The sequence below is a fragment of the Micromonospora sp. NPDC047740 genome, from assembly GCF_043204735.1.
GTDB lineage: Bacteria > Actinomycetota > Actinomycetes > Mycobacteriales > Micromonosporaceae > Micromonospora.
The window spans coordinates 1-22,864 of sequence record NZ_JBIDCT010000040.1 but is presented as its reverse complement, the minus strand read 5'-3'; the positions used below and the strand labels follow the sequence as shown (position 1 = coordinate 22,864).

The 22,864-nt window shown below is 72.2% G+C and carries 17 protein-coding genes, 1 tRNA gene and 2 pseudogenes; 8 read left to right on the top strand and 12 right to left on the bottom strand.

The window, feature by feature from the left end:
- Positions 1-258 precede the first annotated feature (258 nt).
- Both ACGF4F_RS36905 and ACGF4F_RS36900 read right to left on the bottom strand, forming a co-directional pair.
- On the bottom strand, positions 259-825 hold the full coding sequence (locus tag ACGF4F_RS36905; RefSeq protein ID WP_393085075.1) for a hypothetical protein: 567 nt from the start codon (positions 823-825) through the stop codon (positions 259-261).
- A 699-nt stretch (positions 826-1,524) separates the two neighbouring features.
- The gene (locus tag ACGF4F_RS36900; RefSeq protein WP_393085073.1) at positions 1,525-2,709 is read right to left on the bottom strand and encodes a tetratricopeptide repeat protein; all 1,185 of its coding nucleotides are present in this window, start codon (positions 2,707-2,709) and stop codon (positions 1,525-1,527) included.
- A 12-nt stretch (positions 2,710-2,721) separates the two neighbouring features.
- Between ACGF4F_RS36900 and ACGF4F_RS36895 the strand changes: the two genes are divergently transcribed.
- From ACGF4F_RS36895 to ACGF4F_RS36885, 3 genes are read left to right on the top strand one after another with little or no spacing between them, the layout of a single operon-like run.
- Entirely contained in the window at positions 2,722-3,096 is a 375-nt protein-coding gene (locus ACGF4F_RS36895) for a replication initiator (RefSeq protein ID WP_393085070.1), read from the top strand.
- On the top strand, positions 3,093-3,290 hold the full coding sequence (locus tag ACGF4F_RS36890; protein WP_393085067.1) for an excisionase family DNA-binding protein: 198 nt from the start codon (positions 3,093-3,095) through the stop codon (positions 3,288-3,290). The genes ACGF4F_RS36895 and ACGF4F_RS36890 overlap by 4 nt, the downstream gene beginning before the upstream one ends.
- Positions 3,290-4,510, top strand: a complete 1,221-nt coding sequence (locus tag ACGF4F_RS36885) for a tyrosine-type recombinase/integrase (protein ID WP_393085064.1) — start codon at positions 3,290-3,292, stop codon at positions 4,508-4,510. The genes ACGF4F_RS36890 and ACGF4F_RS36885 overlap by 1 nt, the downstream gene beginning before the upstream one ends.
- A 165-nt stretch (positions 4,511-4,675) precedes the next feature.
- Here ACGF4F_RS36885 and ACGF4F_RS36880 read toward each other — a convergent pair whose 3' ends face one another.
- The 7 genes and pseudogenes from ACGF4F_RS36880 to ACGF4F_RS36850 all read right to left on the bottom strand — a co-directional run bounded on the left by ACGF4F_RS36880 (position 4,676) and on the right by ACGF4F_RS36850 (position 17,122).
- Positions 4,676-5,833: a ThuA domain-containing protein gene (locus tag ACGF4F_RS36880; RefSeq protein WP_393085061.1), complete on the bottom strand. Its 1,158-nt coding sequence runs from the start codon at positions 5,831-5,833 to the stop codon at positions 4,676-4,678.
- Between the two features lie 13 nt (positions 5,834-5,846).
- Positions 5,847-8,690 (bottom strand): annotated as a pseudogene (locus tag ACGF4F_RS36875) (PQQ-dependent sugar dehydrogenase).
- Positions 8,691-8,962: 272 nt separating this feature from the next.
- On the bottom strand, positions 8,963-11,350 hold the full coding sequence (locus tag ACGF4F_RS36870; protein ID WP_393085058.1) for a DUF3488 and transglutaminase-like domain-containing protein: 2,388 nt from the start codon (positions 11,348-11,350) through the stop codon (positions 8,963-8,965).
- A complete protein-coding gene (locus ACGF4F_RS36865) occupies positions 11,326-12,474 on the bottom strand; it encodes a DUF58 domain-containing protein (RefSeq protein ID WP_393085055.1) in 1,149 nt (382 codons plus the stop codon). Before ACGF4F_RS36865 ends, ACGF4F_RS36870 begins: the two co-directional genes overlap by 25 nt.
- 3 nt (positions 12,475-12,477) lie before the next feature.
- Positions 12,478-13,473, bottom strand: coding sequence for a MoxR family ATPase (locus ACGF4F_RS36860; RefSeq protein WP_357447144.1), 996 nt, complete (start codon positions 13,471-13,473; stop codon positions 12,478-12,480).
- Between the two features lie 32 nt (positions 13,474-13,505).
- Entirely contained in the window at positions 13,506-16,130 is a 2,625-nt protein-coding gene (locus ACGF4F_RS36855) for a fibronectin type III domain-containing protein (RefSeq protein WP_393085051.1), read from the bottom strand.
- 152 nt (positions 16,131-16,282) lie between these two features.
- The gene (locus ACGF4F_RS36850; protein ID WP_393085078.1) at positions 16,283-17,122 is read right to left on the bottom strand and encodes a hypothetical protein; all 840 of its coding nucleotides are present in this window, start codon (positions 17,120-17,122) and stop codon (positions 16,283-16,285) included.
- Between the two features lie 208 nt (positions 17,123-17,330).
- Here ACGF4F_RS36850 and ACGF4F_RS36845 point away from each other — a divergent pair, with 208 nt between their 5' ends.
- On the top strand, positions 17,331-18,866 hold the full coding sequence (locus ACGF4F_RS36845) for a hypothetical protein (RefSeq protein WP_393085081.1): 1,536 nt from the start codon (positions 17,331-17,333) through the stop codon (positions 18,864-18,866).
- A 164-nt stretch (positions 18,867-19,030) separates the two neighbouring features.
- Here ACGF4F_RS36845 and ACGF4F_RS36840 read toward each other — a convergent pair.
- Positions 19,031-19,342: pseudogene (locus tag ACGF4F_RS36840) on the bottom strand (hypothetical protein); the annotation flags it as partial.
- 94 nt (positions 19,343-19,436) lie between these two features.
- Between ACGF4F_RS36840 and ACGF4F_RS36835 the strand changes: the two are divergent.
- The 4 genes from ACGF4F_RS36835 (at position 19,437) to ACGF4F_RS36820 (ending at position 21,138) form a co-directional block, all read left to right on the top strand.
- Positions 19,437-19,520: transfer RNA gene (locus ACGF4F_RS36835), tRNA-Leu, on the top strand.
- A 263-nt stretch (positions 19,521-19,783) separates the two neighbouring features.
- Positions 19,784-20,119, top strand: a complete 336-nt coding sequence (locus ACGF4F_RS36830) for an AbrB/MazE/SpoVT family DNA-binding domain-containing protein (protein ID WP_393085048.1) — start codon at positions 19,784-19,786, stop codon at positions 20,117-20,119.
- A complete protein-coding gene (locus ACGF4F_RS36825) occupies positions 20,116-20,448 on the top strand; it encodes an integrase (RefSeq protein ID WP_393085045.1) in 333 nt (110 codons plus the stop codon). Before ACGF4F_RS36830 ends, ACGF4F_RS36825 begins: the two co-directional genes overlap by 4 nt.
- A 183-nt stretch (positions 20,449-20,631) precedes the next feature.
- The gene (locus ACGF4F_RS36820; RefSeq protein WP_393085042.1) at positions 20,632-21,138 is read left to right on the top strand and encodes a tyrosine-type recombinase/integrase; all 507 of its coding nucleotides are present in this window, start codon (positions 20,632-20,634) and stop codon (positions 21,136-21,138) included.
- Between the two features lie 103 nt (positions 21,139-21,241).
- Here the strand turns inward: ACGF4F_RS36820 and ACGF4F_RS36815 are convergent, their stop codons facing one another.
- Both ACGF4F_RS36815 and ACGF4F_RS36810 read right to left on the bottom strand, forming a co-directional pair.
- The gene (locus ACGF4F_RS36815) at positions 21,242-21,472 is read right to left on the bottom strand and encodes a hypothetical protein (RefSeq protein ID WP_393085039.1); all 231 of its coding nucleotides are present in this window, start codon (positions 21,470-21,472) and stop codon (positions 21,242-21,244) included.
- 549 nt (positions 21,473-22,021) lie between these two features.
- Positions 22,022-22,864: HNH endonuclease (locus ACGF4F_RS36810; protein ID WP_393085036.1), on the bottom strand; the 843-nt coding region annotated here is incomplete at its 5' end.

The following is a 22,864-nucleotide window of genomic DNA, read 5'->3' as shown; positions in this document are numbered from 1 at the left end:
CGCGGGAGCCGGCGGGGAAGATGAAGAGTCGGACCCTCGTGCTCGTAGCAACAATGCGCAGCCCCTCGAAGCGGCTCCCAGCGTCAAACAGCTTGACGGCCTCACCAGCGCCATGAAAGTAACGACATCGGCGGGCGACCCCGCCCACGATTTTCCTGCATGCGCAGCGCCCCGAAGGGACCCAGAAACAGCTTGGGAATCGTGTTGATCTGCACGGCGGGTAGTCGCGTCACCCGGGACATCGCTACCAAGCGTTGATTACCGGCCAGGTCGCGTGCCGCTGCGGCCCCGTGTTGACCCGTGTGTCGGGCACGGATCGGGCACGCGTCCAGCTCCTTCGTCGTTGAACCGGCCCACGATCGCTTCGGCAGCGGCGCGGACGTCAGCATCGATCTCGTCGGGAGAAAGATCCGTGTACGGCATGCAGTCGTAGACGTCGTCTAGCTCGGCCAGCGATTCGGCCAGGGGCAGATCGTGTCCGAAATTGCTGTGCGCCCAGCTCGTCAGAGCCCGTGGCGAAATGTCATGATCGAGAACCCGGAGGGCCATCGCCAGCACAGCGGCATCCCGACCGGCGATGCTTCCCGGTGGCAGGTATGGCACGCCGAGCTCCTCGAACGCGGCTTCCAGGACCTCGGCGATCTCGTGGCCGGAGCGGGTCAGCTCGTTGATCGACATGGCGGCAAGCATTCCAAGGGACGGCGTGTCGACGCCCAGGGCCAGCGCGTCGCAGGCCGCTCGGATCACCGCCTCGGCGTCGCTAGGGTCGAGGCTCCACAGGGCGGCGGCGGCCTGCAACTTTGCGACTGCGTTACTCGTTGACACGTGGTCATGCTCCCGCACAACCCCCGCACATCTCCACGGGTAATCTGCCATCCCGTCTGCCGTCGACCCGCCCCTCTGGGGAGCGGGCCTCCGCCCGGCCCGCCACGTCAAGCGGACCTTGACGGCTCGTACGGACGCTGGCGGGTCGGGCGGTGGTCTGCTCGGCTTGCCCGGGTCGATGGCGGGCGGGGTGGCCCTGCGCAACCACCCACGGACCGCGACCCGCCCACGGAGCCCCGGCCATCCTGGAGCCGGAGCGCCCCCGCCGGAGGCGCAGTAGCCGCAACTCCGCGACCGCCGCCAGCTCGCCGACGCGGCCGGCGTGCGCTCCCCTACGCCGCGGGCTCGTGGCCGCGCGGCCCGGCCGACTGCCGGCCCACCACACCACCGTCAACGGCCTGTCGTTCTGCGGCGGCCCTCCGGGCTCACCGCTCTCCGCGCCAGCCGCCGGGCGTGTTGCGTGGCCGGCGTGGAGCGACAGCGGAGCGTCGGACGCGCGCCCAGGCGGCGGCGCGTGCGGCCCGTCAAGGGCCGCCGTGATAGACGTACAGAAAGTCCTCCCACACCGGCTGGCAGCCGGCTGTCCGGTCTCGGGACCTGCGTGACACATCGGTATCAGGACCTGCGTGACACTCCGCCGGGTCTTCCAGAGGAGAACTCCGGGATGCAGCGGGCGCGTGTGCCGGCAGAAGCACCAGGTCAATCGGAGGCAGCGCTCCGGGAAGCCTGCCGCTGCACGAAGAGGTCCGCCTCCAGCAGCCGTCCCGAGAGCCGGCCCGCCTCGTGGATTTCATCGGCGGTCATTCGTGGCACGATCGCGTGCGCTTCGTGGATGCCGTCGCCGCTGCCGACATTCAGCATGGCTAGGTACCACCGAAGTGCCTGCACAAGGTCGACCGGACCGCCGAATCCGTCGCGATACCAGCAGGCCGCCGCGAACATGCTGCCCTTGTCGCCGGCCTCGGCGCCGCGCACGTACCACCGCAGCGCCTCCTCATCGAGGTCACGCTCGCTGAGCCGGTCACCCAGCCGCGGGTACGCCTCAGTGACCCCAGCCTCAGCCGCCTGGCGCAGCCAGCACACCGCCTCGTCAGACCCGCCGGACAGCACACCCAGGTTGAACGCAGCAAGCGGGTCCCCCGCCTCGGCTGCGGCCCGGTAGAGAGCTGTCGCACGGAGGTCGTCCTTCGTCGTGCCGATGCCATGCTGGACCAGGTAACCGAGCGTGCGCAGGGCGACCTGGTCCCCGTCGTTCGCCGAAGCGGCCAGCAGCTCCACCCCTCCGGCCGGGTCTTCAAGATGGAAGGCGAGGATCACGCCGAGCATCGTGCGCGCCCGGCGGTCGACCGAAGCCGGCATGCGTAGCTTCGGCGCGAGCAGAGTCAGTTCCCGCTTCGCCATCTCGATGCCCGCCTTGGCGGCCTCCAGGTACCAGAACGCCGCCTCCGGCAGGTCCACGTTGTGGTACGCGAAGAGGGTGCCCAGATCGTGCAGGGCCTGCGCCTCCCCGGCGGCGGCAGCCATTCGCCAGTGTCGCTCCGCCTCGTCCTGGTCCACCGGCACGCCCTCGCCGGTGGCGTACATCAGCCCGACCATCCGCCGAGCGGACACACTGCCCAGCTCGGCCGAACGCTGATACCACCGCAACGCCGCCGCCTGGTCCTGCGCGACGCCCCGGCCGGTTGCGTACAGGACCCCGAGGTTGTGAGCCGCCTCGGCACTGCCCAACTCAGCCGCACGCTCGTACAACCCGCGGGCCCTCACCGGATCTGCCGGCTCGCCGTGGCCGCTGCTGGCCAGCTGGCCCAGCAGTAGCAGCGCCCGGTCATCCGGCCCGGCCGCTTCCAACTGCTCACGAGCCTCCCCGAAGGCCCGGCGCTGCACAGCGAGCACCCCATGGTCGTACGCCTGCAGTGTCACGCGGAGCAGTGTAGAGAGGCAGCCGGCCAGCCATCGACGCAGCGCTTGTGCCCATCTCTAGCCGAACGTGTCACCCACGTCCCGAGACTGTTCTGTCACCTCACCAAAGCCCGCCGCTACTCGATCACCTTCCGCCTGCTCCGCGACACTCGCGCCACCTACCGCCGCACTGAAGACAACGAACCGACCGACACCTTGACTGTCGGCACCCTCACCTACCTCGGGTCCGGCTGGCTCACCGAAGGTGACGCCTTGCTCGCCAACACAGCCGCCCAACAGCGACGTGAGAGCAGACGCATCGGCCGGGAAGAACTCGCCCACGAAGCTGGGCTCACCGGAGCCGCCGCATGACCCACGGCCTCCGCCCCCGCTGGTACTCGCCGGCAGAAGTCGCCGTGCTGCTCGGCTTCGGCATCTCCAAGGTCAAGATGAAGATCGCGACCGGCGAGCTGCGCTCCATCAAGGACGGCAAGTATCGCCGCATCCTCCCCGAATGGGTCGACGACTACATCCGCGAGCAGGTCGAACGCCAGGAGGCCGCCTGATGCCCGCACGCGCACGAGCCAACGGCGAGGGATCGATCTTCCCGTACCGGAACGGCTGCGCCGCGTACGTGTGGGTGGAGAAGCCGGACGGCAGGCGGGGCCGGAAGTGGGTCTACGGCAAGACCCGGGAGGAGGTCCACGACAAGTGGATCAAGCTGCACGGGCAGGCCAAGGCCGGCCCGGTGGCGACCCGCTCCCCGACAGTGGGGGAGTACGCCGGCTACTGGCTGCGCGAGATCGTCAAGCCGAACCTGGCCCCCGGCAGCTACGTCACCTACGAAGTGGTGGTCCGGCTTTACCTCGTGCCAGGGCTGGGCCGGAAACGCCTCGACAAGCTCCGGGTCAGCGACGTGCAGACCTGGATCAACGAGGTCGGGCGGACCTGCCAGTGCTGCGCCCAAGGCAAGGACGAGCGACGGAAGCCCGCCCAACGTCGCTGCTGCGCCCTCGGCCGCTGCTGCCAGGATCTGCCCTCGGCAACCAGCGTCACCCACCTGCGGACCGTACTCCGGGCGCTGCTGTCCCAGGCGATCACCGAAGGGCTGATCAGCCGCAACGTCGCGTCCCTGGTGAAGCTGCCACCGATACGGAAGCGCAAGCGGAAGGCATGGACGAGCGACGAGGCACGGCGCTTTCTGGAGTCGGCCCGCGCCGACGACGACCCGCTCTACGCCGCGTACGTCCTGGTCCTGGTGCTCGGTCTGCGCAAGGGCGAAATGCTGGGGCTCACCTGGGCTGACGTCGACCTCGACGCGGGGGAGTTGACCATCGATCGACAGCTCCAGCGGGTCGGTGCCGAACTGCTGCACCGGGAGACGAAGACGGCCGCCTCGGACGCCACCCTGCCGCTGCCGGACATCTGCACCGTGGCCCTCAGCCGTCGCCGTGTCGCGCAGACCGCTGCCCGCCATGCCGCCGGCCCCGCCTGGCAGCCCTCGGACCTCATCTTCACCACCCGCTACGGCCGGCCGATCGAGCCACGCAACTTCAACCGCTTCTGGGACCGGCGCTGTGATGCGGCCGGCGCCCGGCGGATCACCGTCAGGGACGCCCGGCGCACCTGTGCCTCGCTCCTGGCCGACCTGGACGTGCATCCCCGGGTGGCGATGCAGATCCTCCGGCACGCGCAGTTCGCCATCACCATGGAGATCTACACGGTGGTGTCCTCGGCGGCCACCCGCGACGCCCTCAAGCGGCTGGGCCAGACGCTCGACCGGTGAGCCTACTGCTGTACTTTGCTGCTGTACCGGCCCCGACCAAGGCAACAGCGGCCCCGATCGGGGCCGCTGGCCTGCGGAGGAGTGGGCCGCCAGGGACTCGAACCCTGAACCTATGGATTCCGGGGTGCCGGCCCGGGAGCCGCGAGGTTCCCGGGCCGGCCGGTCTCACGTGCCGTACACCTGGAAGGTATACAGCGAGTAGCCCCACTGGGTGCCGCGGGCCGTGCCGTAGATGCGCACGTACCGCGCCGAGGCGTTCAGGCCGGTGTTGTCGTCCTCACCGCCGTTGCCGTTGGTGACGGTCTGGATCGTGGTCCAGGTGTTCCCGTCGGCCGAGGTCTGAATCTGGTAGTTCTTGCCGTAGGCGGCCTCCCACACCAGCCGCACGCGGTTGATCGTGTGGGTGGCGCCGAGGTCGACCCGGATCCACTGCGGGTCCGAGAACGCGCTCGACCACCGCGTGGTGGTGGACGCGTCCACGGCGTTCGAGGCGGGGAACGAGGCGTTCTCCACACTGGAGGCCGTCGCCGGGTGGTTCAGCGCCAGGTCGGCCGGCGGTGGCGTGGTGTCGACCGGGCAGTTGCCGGTGCCCTGTGCGGCGTAGCGGATGCCGCCGAGCAGGTGCGTGCGGTAGTTGGCTTCGCCGTAGCTGCCGATGGTGTGGCCCATGCCGGTGTAGAACGACCGGCCGCCGTCGTAGGCCCGGCACCACGAGATGGGATGGTCGCTGCCCATGGTGCCGCCGGTGTAGGTGGACTCGTCGAGGGTGGCGAGGACGTGCACCTGCGGGCGGGGGTTGGTGCGGTAGTTGTACCACTCGTCGGTGCGGTTCCAGGCGACCGGCAGGCCGACCGTCGCCGGGTGGGTGGTGTCGGCGATCCGGACAGTCGCGGGCTGGATCGCCGGGTGGCTGGCGAAGTACGCTCCGACGAGGCCGCCGTACCAGGCCCAGTCGTACTCCGTGTCGGCCGCCGCGTGCACGCCGACGTAGCCGCCGCCGGCGCGGATGTAGTTCTCGAACGCGGTCTGCTGTGTGGCGTTGAGTACGTCGCCGGTGGTGGACAGCCAGATGACCGCCTTGAACCGGGCCAGGTTGGTCGGGTTGAACTGGGTGGCGTCCTCTGTGGCCTCGACGGCGAAGTTGTTCGCCGTGCCCAGGTCGCGGATCGTCTGGATGCCGGTGGGGATGGAGTCGTGGCGGAATCCGGCGGTCTTGCTGAAGACGAGCACGGTGAAGTCCGGCGCGGCATGGGCCGGCACGGCGGCGAGGCCGAGCGCGGCGGTGACCAGGGCGACGCAGAAGAAGGCCAGTCTGCGCAACATGATCGGTACTCCCTTAGCCGTAGACTTCGAAGCTGAACAGCGAGTAGCCCCACTGGGTGCCGCGGGCTGTGCCGTAGATGCGCACGTACCGTGCCGAGGCGTTTAGGCCGGTGTTGTCGTCCTCACCGCCGTTGCCGCCGGTGATCGAGCGGACCGTGGTCCAGGTGGTGCCGTTGGCGGACGTCTGGATCTGGTACGCGGAGCCGTACGCCGCTTCCCACAGCAGGCGGACGCGGTTGACGGTGTAGGTGGCGCCCAGGTCCACCTGGATCCACTGCGGGTCGGAGAACGCGCTCGACCAGCGCGTGGTCGGTGACGCGTCCACCGCGTTGGCGGCCGGGAAGCTGGCGTTCTCCACGCTGGACGCCGTGGCCGGCTTGTTCAGGGCCAGGTTCGTCGCCGGTGCGCTGCCGGTGACGAACGTGAAGCTGTCCAGGTCGAACAGCGCGCCGGTGCCGGTGCCGGCGAAGGTGACGTACAGCGAGGTGGTGCCTGCCGGTGCGCCGCTGATGGTGCCGCTCACCGTGACGTACGTGTCCCAGGACCCGGTCTGGGTGACCGTCGCCGAGCCGATGATCGCGCCGGTTGGTGATCCGGTCCGGAGCCGCAGCATGCCGCCAGCCCCGGCGGACGACACCCGGGCGGTGAACGAGGTGACGTTGTTGAGCTTGTACGGGTCGAACTGGATCCAGTCGCCGTTGTTGATGTCGCCGACGGTCATGCCGCCCTCGGCCGTGGTCTTGGCGACCTTGTTGACGCCCGAGGAGGTCTTGTAGTGCTCGGCCTGCCGGTGCTTCGGCGCCAGGATGTTCTGTGCGTGGGTGGTGAGGCCGCCCTTGTCGGTGTAGGACGCGTCGAAGATCGGGAAGGTGTTCGCCGCGTCGTCGTGCTCGCCGTCCACTGGGATGGTGATCGTGCCGGAGCAGCCGGTCTGCGAGGTGATCTGGTGGGCGTGCTGGTCGTGCCCGATCAGGTATGACATGGTCACCTTGGTGCAGTCGATCGTGCCGTCCTCCGGGTCGGTGACCGTGACGCTCCACGGGACGCTGTCGCCGAAGGCGGCCAACTGCCCGGCGGTGGGGCTGTTGACGGTGACCGTCGGGGCGGTGTTGCCGACGCTGATTGGCACGCTGGCCGTGCCGGTGGCGCCCTGCGGGTCGCGCACTGTGAGGGTGGCCGTGTAGTTGCCGTTGGTGGTGTACGTGTGCGATGGGTTGGCGGCGGTGGAGGTGCCGCCGTCGCCGAACGCCCACGAGTAGGTCAGTGCCCCGCCCTCCGGGTCCGACGAGCCGGCCGAGGAGAAGGTCACGGCCAGCGGTGCCGCACCGGAGGTGCGGTTCGCGCTCGCCACGGCGGTCGGGGCGCGGTTACCGCCGGTGCCGACGTGGTCGTAGCGGTAGAGCGCCGAGTTGGCGTCGCCGTTGAAGTATCCGGTGCCGTAGTCCAGGACCTACAGCGACCCGTCGGGGCCGAAGGCCATGTCCATGACCTGCTTGCCGTTCCACGGGAAGTTGTCGATGGTGCCCGGCGAGCCGTCCGCGTTGACCACGATCGGCTTGATCCAGCCGCGGCCGAACTCGCCGGCGAAGAACTGCCCGTCCAGGCTGGCGGGGAACTTCGTGGTCGACGGGTTCGCGGCGTCGTACCGGTAGACCGGGCCGCCCATCGGCGACTCGGAGCCGCCGCCGAAGGCCGGTGGGGAGCCGGCGTCCCCGGCGTAGCGGATCCAGGCGGGCTTGGCCGCCGGCAGCGTGGTCAGGCCCGTGTTACGGAAGGAGTTGTTCGTCGGGCCGCCGGTGCAGTTGAACTTCGGGCCGGTGGAGTTGGTGGCGAAGTTCCACTCGTTGTACGTCTCCGTGGTGGTGTTGGTGCCGGTGCAGTAAGGCCAGCCGTAGAAGCCCGGCCCGGTGATCCGGTCGAACTCCACCTGACCGGACGGGCCCCGGTTGGCGTCGGTGGTGCCCGCGTCCGGCCCGTAGTCGCCGAGGTAGACGATGCCGGTGGCCTTGTCGACGCTCATCCGGAACGGATTGCGAAAGCCCATGGCGTAGATCTCGGGCCGGGTGTTGGCGGTGCCCGGCGCGAACATGTTGCCGGCCGGGATCGAGTACGTCCCGTTGGCGTTCACCTTGATCCGCAGAACCTTGCCGCGCAGGTCGTCGGTGTTGCCGGCGGAGCGCTGCGCGTCGTAGGCCGGGTTGCGGTTGGTGCGCTCGTCGATCGGCGTGTAGCCGCTCGACTCGAACGGGTTCGTGTCGTCGCCGGTGGACAGGTACAGGTTGCCGGCCGCGTCGAAGTCGATGTCACCGCCGACGTGGCAGCACATGCCGCGGCTGGTGGGCACCTCCAGGACGGTGACCTGGCTGGCCATGTTCACCGTGTAGTCGGCGTTCAGGGTGAACCGGGACAGGCGGTTGACCCCAGTCCAGGTTACCCAGTCGGTGGCGGTACCGGTGGCAGGCGCATCGCCGGCCGGGGTGCTCAGCGGCGGCGCGTAGTAGAGGTAGATGTTGCGGTTGCTGGCAAAGTTCGGGTCGGCGGCGACGCCCTGCAGGCCCTCCTCGTCGTGCGTGTAGACGGGGATGTTCGCGATCACCGACGTGTTGCCGGCGGCGTCGGTGCGGCGCAGGGTGCCGTTGCGCGCGGTGTGCAGCACCGAGCGGTCCGGCAGCACCGCGAGTGCCATGGGTTCACCGGTCTCGGCCACGCCTTTGGCCAGCGTGACCTGCTGGAAGTCGGCGGGGTTGAGCGCCGCCGCGGCCGGGGTCGCCGCGGCGACCACGATGAGCCCCGGAGTGAGCAGGAGGAGGGCGGCCGCCGTTGGTCGCCATCGACGGGTGGGGTGGGGTCGCTTCATGTGGATCCCCTTCCTGACCGAACCGTCAGGCAGGGCGCGCGCCTCCGCGCCGCAGCCGAGGTTGCCCCGATGCCGGCCCGCGTCGTCGAGCACACCTCCACGTCCGGCGCCGATGGATCATCGAGAGAGCGCTCTCGGGCCGCGCGGTCACACTATGAAAGTTTTATCGATGTGTCTAGATATTTCGATCAGAGCGGCAGAACTTTTGGCGACGCCGGTCAAAAGGTGGGCCCACGCCGCCCGGCTACCGGCGCTCGCCGGCGCACGCGTGGTCAGCGGCGCCACCGCAGCGGGCCGGGGTGTACCCGCCACAGCAGCCGCCGCCACCAGGGCCGGGCGTCGCGCAGTGCCGAGACGTATCCACCGGCCAGCGTCGCCGCCCGGTCCGCCTGATCGGGTGTCGCGGTGCCCGGGGCGAACGCCACCTGGTTGAGCAGCCGGGCCAACTCGTCGAACTCCCCGCCTGGCAGGTCAGCGACCGCATTCGACCCGGACGAGGGGTCGCCGTCCGGTACCACCGGGCCACCGCCCCCGGCGAGAGCCGCCCGGGCCTCGGCCAGGGTGCGGCGGGCCTGCGCGGCCACCTCCGCCGCCGCCAAGTCGTCGCCGACCGGCGCGCCGGCCAGCCGCAGCGCATCGGTCAGCTCCCGCCAGGCGCCGGCGATGCGCCGGCCGGGGTCACCCCGTTCCAGCCGGGCCCGCGACAGGTTCCGGCGCAGCGTGGCCAACGCCAGCAGACCCAGCCCGACCAGCAGCACCAGAGCGCCCGTGCCACCGCCGGCCAGCACCGCCGGGCCCGGCCCACGCCGGCCGGCTGCCGGACCAGGTGCGGCCTCGGCCGGAGGAGTCGCGGTGGGCTCCGCCGTCGGCTCGGGCACCTGCGACGGGGGCGGGTCGTCCGGGGGTGGGCGGAAGTCCTCCTCCACCGGGCGCGGCTCCTCGTCCGGCCGCGGCATCGGGTCGAACGGCACCCAGCCGACGCCCTCGAAGAGCACCTCCGGCCAGGCGAGGGCGTCCGCCGCGCGGACCGGCCCATCGCCCTTGGGGGTGAAGCCCACCACCACCCGGGTGGGCAGGCCGGCCAGCCGGCCGAGCACCGCGAACGCCGCCGCGAACTGCTCCGAGGTGCCCCGCTGCCCGCCGCCGTTGCGCGGTCCGAACAGGAAGAACGCCAGGTTGGGGTACGCGTGTCCGCTCGGCGCGTCCGCGGTCACCCGGTAGTGCTCGGCGAGGAAGTCCTCGATCGCCGCGGCCCGGGCGTACGGGGCGCCGTTCTCCTCGGCGAGCTGGGTGGCCAGCCGGCGCAGCTGCTCCGGCGCCCCGTCGGCCACCCGCAGCACCCGGGCCACCGGGTCGCCGGCCGGTACGTTCGCCGTGGCGATAAGGTTCGTGTCCGGGCGCTCGCGTGCCGAGGTGACGGTGTAGCGCAGCCCGGGGGTCAGGCCCTCCGGCCGGATCAGCGTCCCGGTCGCCGGGTCGTACGCCACCCGAGCGCCGGTCACCTCACGCGGGGTGGGTACGGCGGGCAGCAGCCGCCCGGTCAGGTCGGCCACGGTGATCTCCTGGCGCACCCTGTCGGTGGTGGTGTCCGGGGCGGTGGACGTGGCGGGCAGGATCCGCCCGGCGTTGCGATAGGTGGCGCCGACCCGCCAGGTCACCCCGTCGTAGTCGCTGAGCACCGCGAGCCGGATCCGGGCCTGCGCCGCCGCGCCCGCGTCGGTCCGCACATCCAGCAGCTTCTGGTCCGGGTTCAGCGCCCAACCGGAGATCCGGATCAGCGGATTCTCGTCCAGCGACTCCACCTGCGGCGGTTCCACGTACCGGCGCGGGTCGACCGGGCGGTCGTCCACCTGGCCGGCCACCACCGGGGCGAGCACGGCGGCCAGGGCGACCACCACCGCCACCCCGGCCGCGCTCGCCGCGAGCAGCCGCAGCCGCACCGCCGCGCGTACCGCCGGGGCCAGGCCGGCCGCCGGATCGGCCGAGGCCGGGGTGCGCTGCCCGGACGGCATCGCCAGACCGGCCGCGGCGACCGCGGCGAACAGCACCGTCGGCCAGACTGCCGGGTCCGCGTTCGGCCCGACCAGATAGACCGCGCCCGCGTAGAGCAGCACCGGTGGCAGGTAGCCGAGCAGCACCCGGCCGGTCCGCAGCGCCACCTCGGCGGCGGTCAGCCCGGCCAGCCAGGCGGCGACCAGCGGCACCAGCACGGTATCCGGCGCCGGCTCCACCGGGATCATCGCGGTGAGCAGCCGGGGGATCGCGTTGCGCGCGGCGTCCGCGGTCACCTCGCCGAGGCTGCCCGGCAGCCCGGCGTGGCTGGCCGCCAGCCGCAACGACAGCGCCGTCCACCCGGCCAGGGCGGCCACCGACACGGGCGCCACCAGCCACGACGGCAGCCGCCGGGCGGCCACACTCACCAGCACCGAGCCGACCGCCGCGCCGACCACCAGCCGGGTCAGCAGCGGACCCGCGTACACCCGGCCCAGCACCACGCCGACCAGGGCGATCATCGTGATCAGCGCCAGCGGCACCGGCACCACCCGCAGCAGCCGCGCCCACCGTCCGCCCGGCCCGGCGTCATCTCCCACTGGCGCGCCCGGTCCGTCCGCGCGGGCCTGGGCCGGGGACACCGTCACCACCGGCGGATCCCGTCCCACTCGGCGGCGAACTCCGCGCCGTCGGCCGCGTCGACCACCACCAGGCCCGCCGCGCCGGCCGGCGTCGGGTCGGCCGCGCCGAACATCCCCACCACCACCGACGGGTACGCCCCGCGCAGCGCGCCCACGTACCCCAGCTCGCTGCGGGCACCCGGCCCGGTGAGGAAGACGAGGGTGTCGCCCAGCCGTTCCTGCCGCAGCCGGCTCAGCGCGGTACACAGCGCGTCGGCCCCCCGGTCGGCCAACTCCACCGCGGCGAGCCGGTCCAGCGGCCCGCCGCCGGTCGAGTCGTCGTCAGGCGCGACCAGCAGCAGGCTCACCGGGAGGTCCTCCCGGATTGCGGCGGCCACCACCGACGCGGCCGCCTCGCACCCCGACTCGAACGACTCGGCGACCCCGTCCACCCGCTCCGGATGGGCGGCCGCCCGGTTGTCCAGCACCACCACGATCCGGGGCAGGCTGGTGTCCACGTTCTCCCGCACCATCAGCTCACCCACCCGGGCGCTGGTCCGCCAGTGCACCCGGCGCAACTCGTCGCCAACCACGTACTCCCGCAGCGAGTCGAAGGTGATCGAGCCGTGCGGGACGCTGTCGGTCCGCCCGTCCAGGCTGCGGCCGGCCCCGGTCGGCACCGCCGTCAGCGGGTGGATCCGCGGGTGCACCCAGACCGGCACCGTGCCCCCGTAGGAGCGGGCCAACGCGACCAGGCCCAGCGGGTCGCGGCGGGTGACCCGCAGCGGCCCCACCGGCACCACGCCCCGGCGGTGGGTCGGCACGTCGTAGCGGACCTCGGTGTCCCGGCCGGGACGCAGCCGCAGCAGCGGCACCGGGACGAGACGGCCGCCGCAGCGGTCCTCGGCGACCAGGTTCGCCGCCCGCAGCCGGCCGGTGTTGCGGACCGTCAGCGTCATGGCGGCCGGCTCGCCCCGGGCCACCCGGTCCGGGTCGGCGACCCGGTCGACCACCAGCCGCGGCCGCCAGGCGGCGCTGACCGCGGCGTACCCGACGGCGACGCCGGCCGCCGCGCCGAGCACCGCCAGCTCCGGGTACGCGTACCGGAAGCCGACGCCGAGCAGCACGACGGCGGCGACGAGCAGCCCGACGCCGCGGGCGGTGATCCCCACGGCTCAGCCGTGCACCGGGGCGGGCTGGCCCGACGGCAGCGGCACCGGCACCGAGGCGACCGCCTGGCGCAGCACCTCGGCGGCGGTCACCCCGCGCACCTGGGCGTCCGGGGTGAGCAGCAGCCGGTGCGCGAAGACCGGCTCGGTCAGGGTCTTCAGGTCCTCCGGCATGATCCAGCCGCGCCCGTCGATCAGCGCGTACGCGCACGCCGCCCGGGTGAGTGCGATGACGCCCCGGGGGCTCACCCCGACCCGGACCTGCGGATGGTTGCGGGTGGCCGCGGCCAGCCGCACCGCGTACGCGTAGAGCGGCTCGGCGATGTGCACCCGCCGCGCCATCCGGACCATCTCCCCGATGGTGGCGGTGTCGGTGATCGCGCTGAGCGAGTCGGGGGAGCGGACCGTGGCGCCGCGCAGCACCTCCACCTCCACCGCCTCGTCGGGGTAGCCGACGGAGAGCTTCACGAGGAACCGGTCGAGCTGCGCCTCGGGCAGCCGGTAGGTGCCGTCCATCTCCACCGGGTTCTGGGTGGCCACCACCAGGAACGGCTGCGGCACCGGGTGCCGTACGCCGTCCACGGTGACCGTCCGCTCCTCCATCACCTCCAGCAGCGCCGACTGGGTCTTCGGCGACGCCCGGTTGATCTCGTCGGCGATGACAATGTTGGCGAAGACCGGACCCGGGTGGAACTCGAAGCCCCGGGTGGCCTGGTTGAAAATGGTCACCCCGGACACGTCCGAGGGGAGCAGGTCCGGGGTGAACTGAATGCGCCGCCACTGACCCTTGACCGTCGCCGCGATCGCCCGGGCCAGGGTGGTCTTGCCGACCCCCGGCACGTCCTCCAGCAGGACGTGCCCCTGGGCGAACAGCGCAGTCAGCGCCAACCGGACCACCTGCGGCTTGCCCAGCACGACCGCGTTGACGTTCTCCGCCAGCCGGGCGGCGAGGGCAGCGAAGCCCTGCACCTCCGGCTGGGTGAGCGGTTCCTGGGTGTTCACGTGCGCGGGTGCTCCTCGAGACGGTGACGCGGTCAGCAGGTGGGCAGGAGGTTGATGTTGTCGCCGCCCTCCAGGTTCAGCCACGCCCACGGGATGTAGTTCCGTCCCGAGTACTCGACCTGCACCCACCAGGTGCTCTGCTTGTTGTTGTTGTAGATCCAGGCGTCGATGTTCTCGCCCTGGACCCGGCAGTACGCGCGGAGCCGGGTGCCGGGTGACGCCCAGCCGACCTGCTTTCCGTTGACCTGCTGCGGCACGGAGAAGATCTCGTTGCCGTTGCGGCCGGCCACGTCGGCATCGCAGTAGGTGCGCTGGTCACCGGAGGGCCCGTTGTTGCAGGTCGCGATCCCGTACAGCGGGTCGGTGCCCTGGGCCCGGGTGGCGGTACCCTTGCCGGCCGCGTTGGTCGCGGTCACCGTCACCGTGTACGCGGTGCCCGGCGTCAGGCCGGTCACCCGCAGGCTGGAGCAGTTTCCGCTCGCGGTCTGCCCGCCCGTGGTCGCCGAGCAGGTGGCCCTGCCGCCGCCCGCGTCCACGGTGAACGACACCGTCACCGAGGTGGCGTCGGCCGACGAGCCGGTCACGGTGACCCGCGGCACGGCGACCGTCCGGGCGGTGGTGCTGGCCTCCGCGCCGGGACCGGCCTCGTTGACCGCCTTCACCTTCACCGTGACGTTCTGCCCGTTGCCGAGACCCCCGACCGTGGTCTGGGTGTCGGTCACCTCACTGGTCTTCCCGCCCACGTCCACCAGGTATTTCGTGACCGGGCGGCCGTTGTCGACCGAAGGCGCCCACTGCACCGAGACGGTGCCCGGCTGATCGGCGACCGTGGCCGCGCGCAGCTCGGTCGGCGCGGCCGGGGCCGCGAACGGCACCACCGTGTTGCTCACCGGCGAGGCCTTCGAACCAGCGCCCTTGTCGGTCACCGAGACCACCGTGAACGCGTACTGGGTGCCGTACTCCAGTTGGCCGGCCGGGATCACCAGCTCGGTCTTGCGCGACTCGCCGGCCGGGGCGGTGGCGCCGGCGGAGGTGGCGGTGACCGCGTACCTGGCGACGGTGTTGCCCTGGCCGTTGGCGGCGGGCCACTTCACCAGCACCGTGCCGTCCGGCCGGGCCTGCGCGGTGACGCTGGCCGGCGGGTCCGGCACCTCCGCCGTGGGGGTGACCGGGTTGCTCTTGCGGGCCGGTCCGTCGCCCTTGGCGTTGACCGCGTGCACCTCGAACGTGTACGTCTCGCCGTTGGTCAGCCCGGTGATCTCCAGGGCGCGCTGGTTCGCGCCCACCTCGTGGCGCTGGCCGGCGCCCTCCACCACGTACTTGGTGATCTCGGCGCCGTTCGCCGCCGCCGCCTGCCAGCTGACCCGCGCCGACGCGTCACCGGCGGCCGCCGTGACGGCCCGCGGCGCACCCGGCTTGCCCACCTTCGGCTTCTTCGGCGGGGGCGGCGGCGGGGGAGCCGGCGGCGGGTCACCGCCGAGCACGTCGTTGGCGTACTTGTTGACGTCGCGGACCTGGTTCTTGTCGTCCACCACCTGCGCGGTCGACGAGTTCGGCGGGTTGATGAACAGGCGGTTCTCGCGGACCTCCAGCTCCATCGGGCCGGGCCGCCCGGAGCCCTTGATGGTGTCCACCAGCTGCCCGTTCGCGTCGAACGAGAAGACCGCGCCGGTGTTCTCGTCGGCGACGTAGAACCGCCCCGCCCACGCCACCGCCGGGGTGAGCCGGTCACCCGCGCCCGGGACGGTGAACTGCCGCACCTCACCACCGTCGCGGACCACGTGCACCTTCCGCGTGCCGGCCACCGTGACCGGCACCTGCGGGCCGCTGGTGCGAGGCGGCAGGCTGCCCGGGGCGGTCATCGTCAGCTTGGCCCGCTGCGTCCGGCCGCCCTGCACGGTCACCAGCGACGCGGAGGTGCGGTCCAGCACCGCGACGCCGTCGTCCAGGGTGGACACCACCAGCTCGTGGCTCGGCTCGGCAACGTCGTACGTCTCGACCCGCTTCGGGCTCAGACCCGCCGGCGGCGCCGCGCCCGGCGTGGCCGGCAGCTCGGCGGCGGTGACCGCCGAGACCGTGCCCTCGCCGGGGACGGCGATCCACAACCGGCCCGCGCCGTCGAACGCCCCACCGGTGATGCCCGGCGGGTAGCGGACCGGCTCGCCCACCGGGGTCAGCGCCCGCGGGTCGAGCTGCCGCACGATGCCCTGCACCGCGTCGACGACGAACGCGGAATCCTCGTGCAGCGCCACGCTCACCCCGAGGCCGGGAGTGGTCGGGGTGGTCGCGGTGATCTGCAGGGTGGCCAGGTCCAGCGAGCTGACCTGGCCGGTGTTCAGGTCACGCAGGATCAGCAGCCGGTCCGTCTGGGCCACCTGCATCTGGTGGCGGCGGGCCCCCGGCACCTCCGTCCGGGTGTCCACCCGCGCGGTCAGCCCGTTGACCCGGGCCATCTCGCTGCGGGTGGTGCTCCACAACCACGAAGACGCGTCGTAGTTGGCCACCGCGTTGTCGGCCGCGCCCAGCCCGAGCACCGTCAACCCCATCGCGGCCAGCAACGCGACCACGACGCCGATGGTGACCAGCCCGCCCCGCATCCGGGTACGGGGTCGGGACGCCTGCGCCCCGGTGCTCGTGACGTCCTCGATGGTGGCCACTCCCGGATGCCTCCCCGTCTCGGTGCAGGAGGCGCCCACGCACGGGTGGACCCTCCCCAGAGCCGGGAGCCATCATAGGGGCCGCCCGACGACCGTGGTACCCGGACCGTCCGCCTGTGGACACCCAGCGTGTCGTGCGTGGACCGCGCCGGTCAGCGGGTCCCCGTACCGCCCTTCCGGTCGGTGCAGACCTGCCCCGAGGTGGCGTACGTGTCCGTCGAATAGACCGCGAGGACGGTGAAGCAGTAGTCCAGCTTGGCGCTCAGCCCGTTCACCGTATAGCGGGTCTCCCCGGGGTCGACCGTAGCCATCACCCCCAGCTTCTGCCCGGCCCGACCGCCGGCCACCACGAACGGCACCCCGCCGTCCGTCGGGTCGGACCAGGTGACCGTGATCGTCGTGGCCTCGTCCTGCAACCGCAGATCACCCGGGGGCGGGCCGCTCACCTTCGGCTTCCCCGGCGACGGACCGGACACGGGTGGCGGTGGCGCCGCGTCACGGTTGAGCAGCACCACGCCCACACCGAGCACGGCCACCACCGCGACCACCGCCGCGCCGACCACCACGGCCACCGCCGTCCGGTTCCGGCCCCGCGGCTCCGGCTCCTCCACCAACGGGTACGCCGGCGGCTGGTGGAACGGCGCCGGCACCGGCCAGGCACCCTGCTCCGGGTACGCCTGCGGATTCGGCGCCGGCTCCGGGTGCTTCGGCTCGGGAAACTCGAGCAACTCGTCGTAGACCGGCAGCGACCGCCGCGCGCCATCGCCGGTCTCCGGCCCGGCCTGGTCCCCGGGCCCCGGGTCTGCCTGCGCCACCTCGTCCATCGCCGGCAGCGGCGGGGCGTCGTCAGGCTGGTCCAGCGGCTGCGGCACGGTGTCGCCCGGCCGGTCGAGCGGCTGCGACGGGGCGGCGCTGCTCCACGGCGGGGCGGTCAACCCCCACGGCGGCACCGGCGACCCGCTGACCGGCGCGACAGCCGGCGGACCACTCACCGGCGGCCCATCTCCCGGGTGCACAGGCGGCCCGCTCACCGGGTACGCCGGGGGCCCACTGATCGGGTACGCCGGCGGACCGCTCACCGGGGGCACCGGCGCGGGCGGGCCCACCGGCGGCTGCGGCGCGGCGGGGGACGGACCGGTTACGGGCGGCGCGCCGACCGGCGGACCATCGACCCGTGGCGCGCTGACGGGCGGGGCGCTCATGGGTGGCGGCGCGCTCATCGGACCGCCCACGGGCGAAGGTGCGCTGGTCGGTGGCCCGCTGATCGGCGGTGCGCTCACCGGCAGACCACTCACCGGAGCGGCGCTGATCGGCCCGCCGCTTGCGTGGGCCGGGCTGGCGGCCGGCGTCGCGCTTACCGGGGGGCCGCTGACCGGTGCGGAGCTGACCGGCGGGTGGCCCGGGGATCCGGTGGGCGGTGGGCCGCTCACCGGAGAAGCGCTGACGGGCGGGGCGGTGACCGGTGCCCCGCCGACAGGGGTGGCGGCCGGGGACGCTGCGGCTGACCGCTCCGCCTCCTCACGGAGCAGCGGCCCGATCTGCTGCACCTGGATGGTCGGCGTCGCCCAGCCGGGCGCGGGCGTGCCGTACGGGTGCGAGTCGGCGGACCCGACGGGGTTGCCCTGGCCCGCCGCCGGCCGGTCGGACCCGTGCGGGGTCGGGCTCACCGGCGGAGTCGAGATGGGCGTGGGCGGCAGGTGCGGCGCGGGGACGACCGGGCTCACGGGGGGAGCCGAGGTGGGGATGGGCGGGTGCGGCGCCGCGACCGCCGGTCCCACCGGGGGAGCCGACGTAGGCGCGGGCGGGTGCGGCGCCGGGACGACCGGAGAAGCCGAGGTGGGCGCGGGGGATGGCGGTCTGGAGCCTGGCGCGGCGCCTGCGCCGGGCGGCAGCGCCGGTGCCGGAACGGGTGGGGGCGGGGGCAGCGTGCCGGATCGCGGCGGCGCGGAGATCGGCGCCGGGACCTGTGGTGCCGGGGGGACCGGCCGGGCGGCCGGCGGCATGGGCGGGGATCCCGGACCGGCTGGGCCGGACGTCGCCGAGGCCGGGCCGGGCGGGGCCGGGATGACCGGTGCCGGCGGCAGGGTGGCCGGCGGCGTGGAGACAACTGGCGGAGCGGAGACGGCCGACGGCGCGACCGGTGGCACCGGCCCCGGTACGGGCGGCCGCGCGACCGGTGGCGCTGGGCTCGCCGCCGAGACGACTGGCGGGGCCGGCGGAATCGGACCCGGCGCCGGCGGGAGTGCCGGTGGCGCGGAAGCCGGCCCGGCGGCGGCGGACGGCGCGGGGACCGGCACGGCCGAGGCGGGCACCGGGATGATTGGAGGCGGCGGCAGCGGGGTGGCGGTGGGACCCGCGTGCGCCGGTGCGGGGACGACCGGCGCCGGGGGCAGGGGCGCCTCCGGACCGGGGGCGGGAGGGGCCCAGGGCGACGGCCGGGCCGTCTCGGTCTGCAACGTCCTGTCCGTACCCGGCGCGGGCGAGGCCATCCCCGGTGCTCCGGGACCGGGTGGCATCGGGCGGGGAGCCGCCGGCACCCCGGGCGTGGGCGGCACGGCCGGGGGCTGGTGCGGGGCCGGCATCGCCGGTAGCGACATCGTCGGCCCGGACAGCGCGGCCGGGTCCGGCTGCGGGGTGGCAGCGGCGGCGGTGCCGCCGAGGTACTGGCGCGCGGTGCGTACCGCGGGATGGTCCGGACCAAGCACCGCCGGCCCGGCGGTGGCCACCCGCGTGTAGTTGCGACGGGCCTCGTGCCGGTTGCCGAGCTCTTCCGCCACCCCCGCCAGATCGAAGCTGAGCGCGAGCATCAGCGGGTCGGCCTCGCCGCGGCGACGCTCACCGGCCGCGTACGCCTGCTCCAGCACCCGCCGGGCGGCCGCCGGGTCGCCGGCCTCCCGGTGCAGGCGGGCGAGCAGGTGACCGGTGGCCAGCACGTCGGGGTGGTCCTCCCCGTAGGCCGGCCGGGCCGCGGCGATCGCGTCGTCGAGCAGGCGGCGGGCGGTGGCCAGGTCACCGGCGGAACGCAGGGCGAGGGCCTGGTGTTGCGCGGCGGTCAGAGGGGAGGGGTGTGACACATGAGCAATGCTGCCCGGAATCGGGCGTCGGACGCTACCCGACCCGGCCGATCTGGAATGGGGTCTTGCGGGCCGATCCCGTCTCGTCGCCCTGACCTGCGGAAACGGGCAGCCGGAACGGCGATGTGCATGATCCATCTGGGCCGTGTACAGTAATGCCCCGTGCGGCCCACGATGGCGACCGAACCGGCGAGTAAGTCACCGCGGTCGACAGGGTAGGCTGGACGAGCAGGTCCGGGTGGCGGAATGGCAGACGCGCTAGCTTGAGGTGCTAGTGCCCGTATAGGGCGTGGGGGTTCAAGTCCCCCCTCGGACACAAACTTGCGGCACCCGTGCCGTCTCCGACGTACCGGTGGTCAAACGTCCTTGACCACGCGAACCTGATCTTCGCGACCACGTCCGCTGGCCATTTGTCGGCTGAGGGTGGTGGTCGCTGTGGCTGAGCCCTCAATGGCCTCCGTCGTCCCTCCGGTCCTGCTTCCGGACCAGGCCAGGTCTGCCCGAACCGGTGCTGACCGCCCGCTGCGTCGAGCGCCCCTGCCGATGCCGGCACTCCCGCAGCAACGCACCGAAGCGAAGATGTATCGCCTGGCCTCGGTCGGCAGCAGTGGCCGGATCCGTGATCGATCGATCATCGGAGCAATGGGCTGGCATCCCGGTGCCCGCCTGGACATCCGTCAAGGTGGTGGCGTCATCGTCGTGCGCCGCGACCCCCGGGGAGTCTTCACTGTCACCGGCCAGGGGCACCTGTTGCTTCCGGCCGCCGTGAGGCACTGGTGTGGGCCCGCAGCGGGCGAGCGCGTTCTACTATCCGCGGATCCCGTCGCGAACCTGTTCGTGGTGTACCCGCCGATCGCCTTGGACGAGATGGTCGCCCAGGCCGAGCGCGCGGTGCTGGGTGGTGATGCGGCATGAGCGCGGGCACGGCAAGCAAAGCGGAACTGGCGGCCGCCCGGCTGCTGCTGTCGCGGATCGGCATCTCCCCAGCGGACCTGGTGGCAGCGTCGTCGGACCGTCCGCCAGCACCGACGTTCGCCGAGTACGTGCCGGTCGTGGCGGCTGCCGTCACCGCAGGTACGGGGCGCGCGTACGGGTCGTACTGGAAGCGCGTGGTCGAGCAGTGGGGCGCGCGGCGCATTGACGAGCCGACGCCATCGGAGATTGAGCGGTTGGCGGAGTACGTCAAGATGCACGTGGTGGCCCGGCGTAACGCGCGGGTGGGCGCAGCGCGGCGGAGCATCTGATCGCGTCGGGGCGCTGCCTGTACCGGCGGGCGGTCGCCGACGGGCTTCTGTCGGAGGCGGACAACCCTGCGTTGAAGGTGGCGAAGCCGCGGCGGTTGCCGAGCACCCGGCGGGCGTTGGCGGGCGGACACTCGCCTCGCGGAGATCAACGACGTCGCGGCGAGCACGGGTGACGATCCAGCGTTGGACAGTCTGCTGCTGCGGCTGCACACCGAGACGGCATGCCGTCGGGGTGGGGCGTTGGCGTTGCGTCCGGTCGACCTGGACCCCGATCAGTGCCTGATCCTGCTGCGGGAGAAGGGTGAGACGGTGCGGTGGCAGCCGGTGTCGCCGACACTGATGCGGTACCTGCAGCGCCATGCCGAGCGGCGGCACGCGACCGAGACGGGGCCGTTGTTCCGGTACCGCAGTGGGCAGCCGATCACCTATCGGCGGTACGACCACCTGTGGGTGCGTATCGGTGAACACCTGCCCTGGGTACATGCGCAGCAGATCAGCACCCACTGGTTACGGCACACTACGTTGACCTGGGTGGAGCGGAACTTCGGCTATGCCATCGCCCGCGCCTACGCCGGACACTCAGGCAGCGGCGGTGACGCCGGCACCACCGCTACCTATGTTCGGGCAACGATCCACGAGGTAGCAGCCGCGCTAGCCGCACTCACCAGTGAGCCGCATCCGCTCGCGTGACATCGGCTCGAGTGGGTCCTGACTGTGAGGTTGGGACCCACTCGATCGTAATGGCTGCCGCTGCGGGCCGAGGCATCCCAGCGGCGTGATAAGGACGGCGCCTTCACTGCGCCTGCCCCGCGATGCTGCCAGCGCCCAGATTCTGAACTGGGGGACGACTGACCAGCCAGCCACCGACCATCGAGATGTGGGGGCGAAGGTGGACACCCCGTGCGTGGGCGGGCCGATCGACGGCCGAGGTCTGCTTGTGCCGCTGGACGAGGACGATGTGCCGCCCGAGGTGATCGATCAAACCTGGTTGTGGATCGAGTACGGCGGCGATGTTGCTCGACACCGACGTCGACGGCATGTACCACTTGGAACCGGTCGCCGGCCGGGGACCGCCCTGGATATACGTCTGGATCAGCGCACGCCGGAACCAGCATCGTTGATCCGTCCCGCCACGATCACCCGTGAGCTCCCTGCCTCACCCAACGTGGCTAACACAGAGGGAGCCGCATCCGGATGGTGTTGTACGCGGCCACCTACCTCAAGGGCCCTCCGACACCCCGCTCGTCGGCAGGCGAAATCATCCATCGGCGCCGCCCAGCCGCCCCAGGGTGGGGGGCGCGCCCCGTACGGTCCGGCGAGCTGTCTGCCTGCGCAGCCGCCTGTACGCGGACAACGTCATCGTTGATGCAGCTGTCCCGGACGCTGACGGGCCCGAGGTGCGGGCTGCGGTGATGGATCTCATTGAGCACCTTGCGCGGTACTACGATCGCCGTGCCGTCGCCCGCGACAACGCAGCTGGGCCTTGTCTCGAGGTCGGTTGCGGCGTGTCGGTGATCGGATAGACGTCACCGAGCTCGGTGGGTTGGGGCGCGGACGCGCCGATGAGCGGGAGCTACTCGCCGTGGAGGGCTCGCTCTCGGTGACGACGGAGCGCCTCCTTGTCTGGCTGGCTAGCGGATTCCGTCGGCCGCCGTAGCAAGACTCCATCGAACTCTGCGTACTCGGTGTCCCTGAGTTTCGGATCTACACGGACGTGGTTGCGGCCGTCGATCCAGATGAGCGTCTTGTCGAAGAGGTTATGCAGGTCCGCGCGCAGCAGTAGGCCGTTGCTGACGTGGTCGCGACCGCCATGAGCGACAGGATCGATGTGCGCGGCCTGGAGCACGTGGCTGACGTCGCATCCGCTGATGGCGCACCGTCCACGGTAGGCCTTCATGAGTTCGGCCCGGAATGCCGGTTGGCCTTGCCGGTCCAGTACCTGCTGAAGTCGCCGTATGCGGGTCTTCGGCAGTACCTGTGGTTGCGGTGCCTGTAAGGCATCGAGCCAGGCCTGGATGCGGCTGATTTCATCCAAGTCGAGCCTGCGTACGGTCCGCGGTGAAGACGAGAGGATCTCGGGTGGTGTCGTGGCGGAGAGGAGGTGCCTGGTCGTCTGCGTATCCCACTGGATGTAGATCCGCCAGTGATTGCCGTCTTCTGACCAGCGAGGATCATCAGTGGCAATGCCGCGTGCGACGATCCGAGAGTAGGGGACGCCTGCATATACCCAGATTGTGTCGCCGGCCCTCATCAGGCGGAAGCTGCTGCCCAGGTGCCAATCGGCGATGTCGCCTGGCCGGACGGCTCGAAACGTGTCGAGTTGCCAGCGGACACGGCATGCTCCGGGTAGGCGGACAGTTTGCTCCGGGCTGGCGGACATGAGATTTCCGTGCCTGCGGTCACGTGCTCTTCCGGA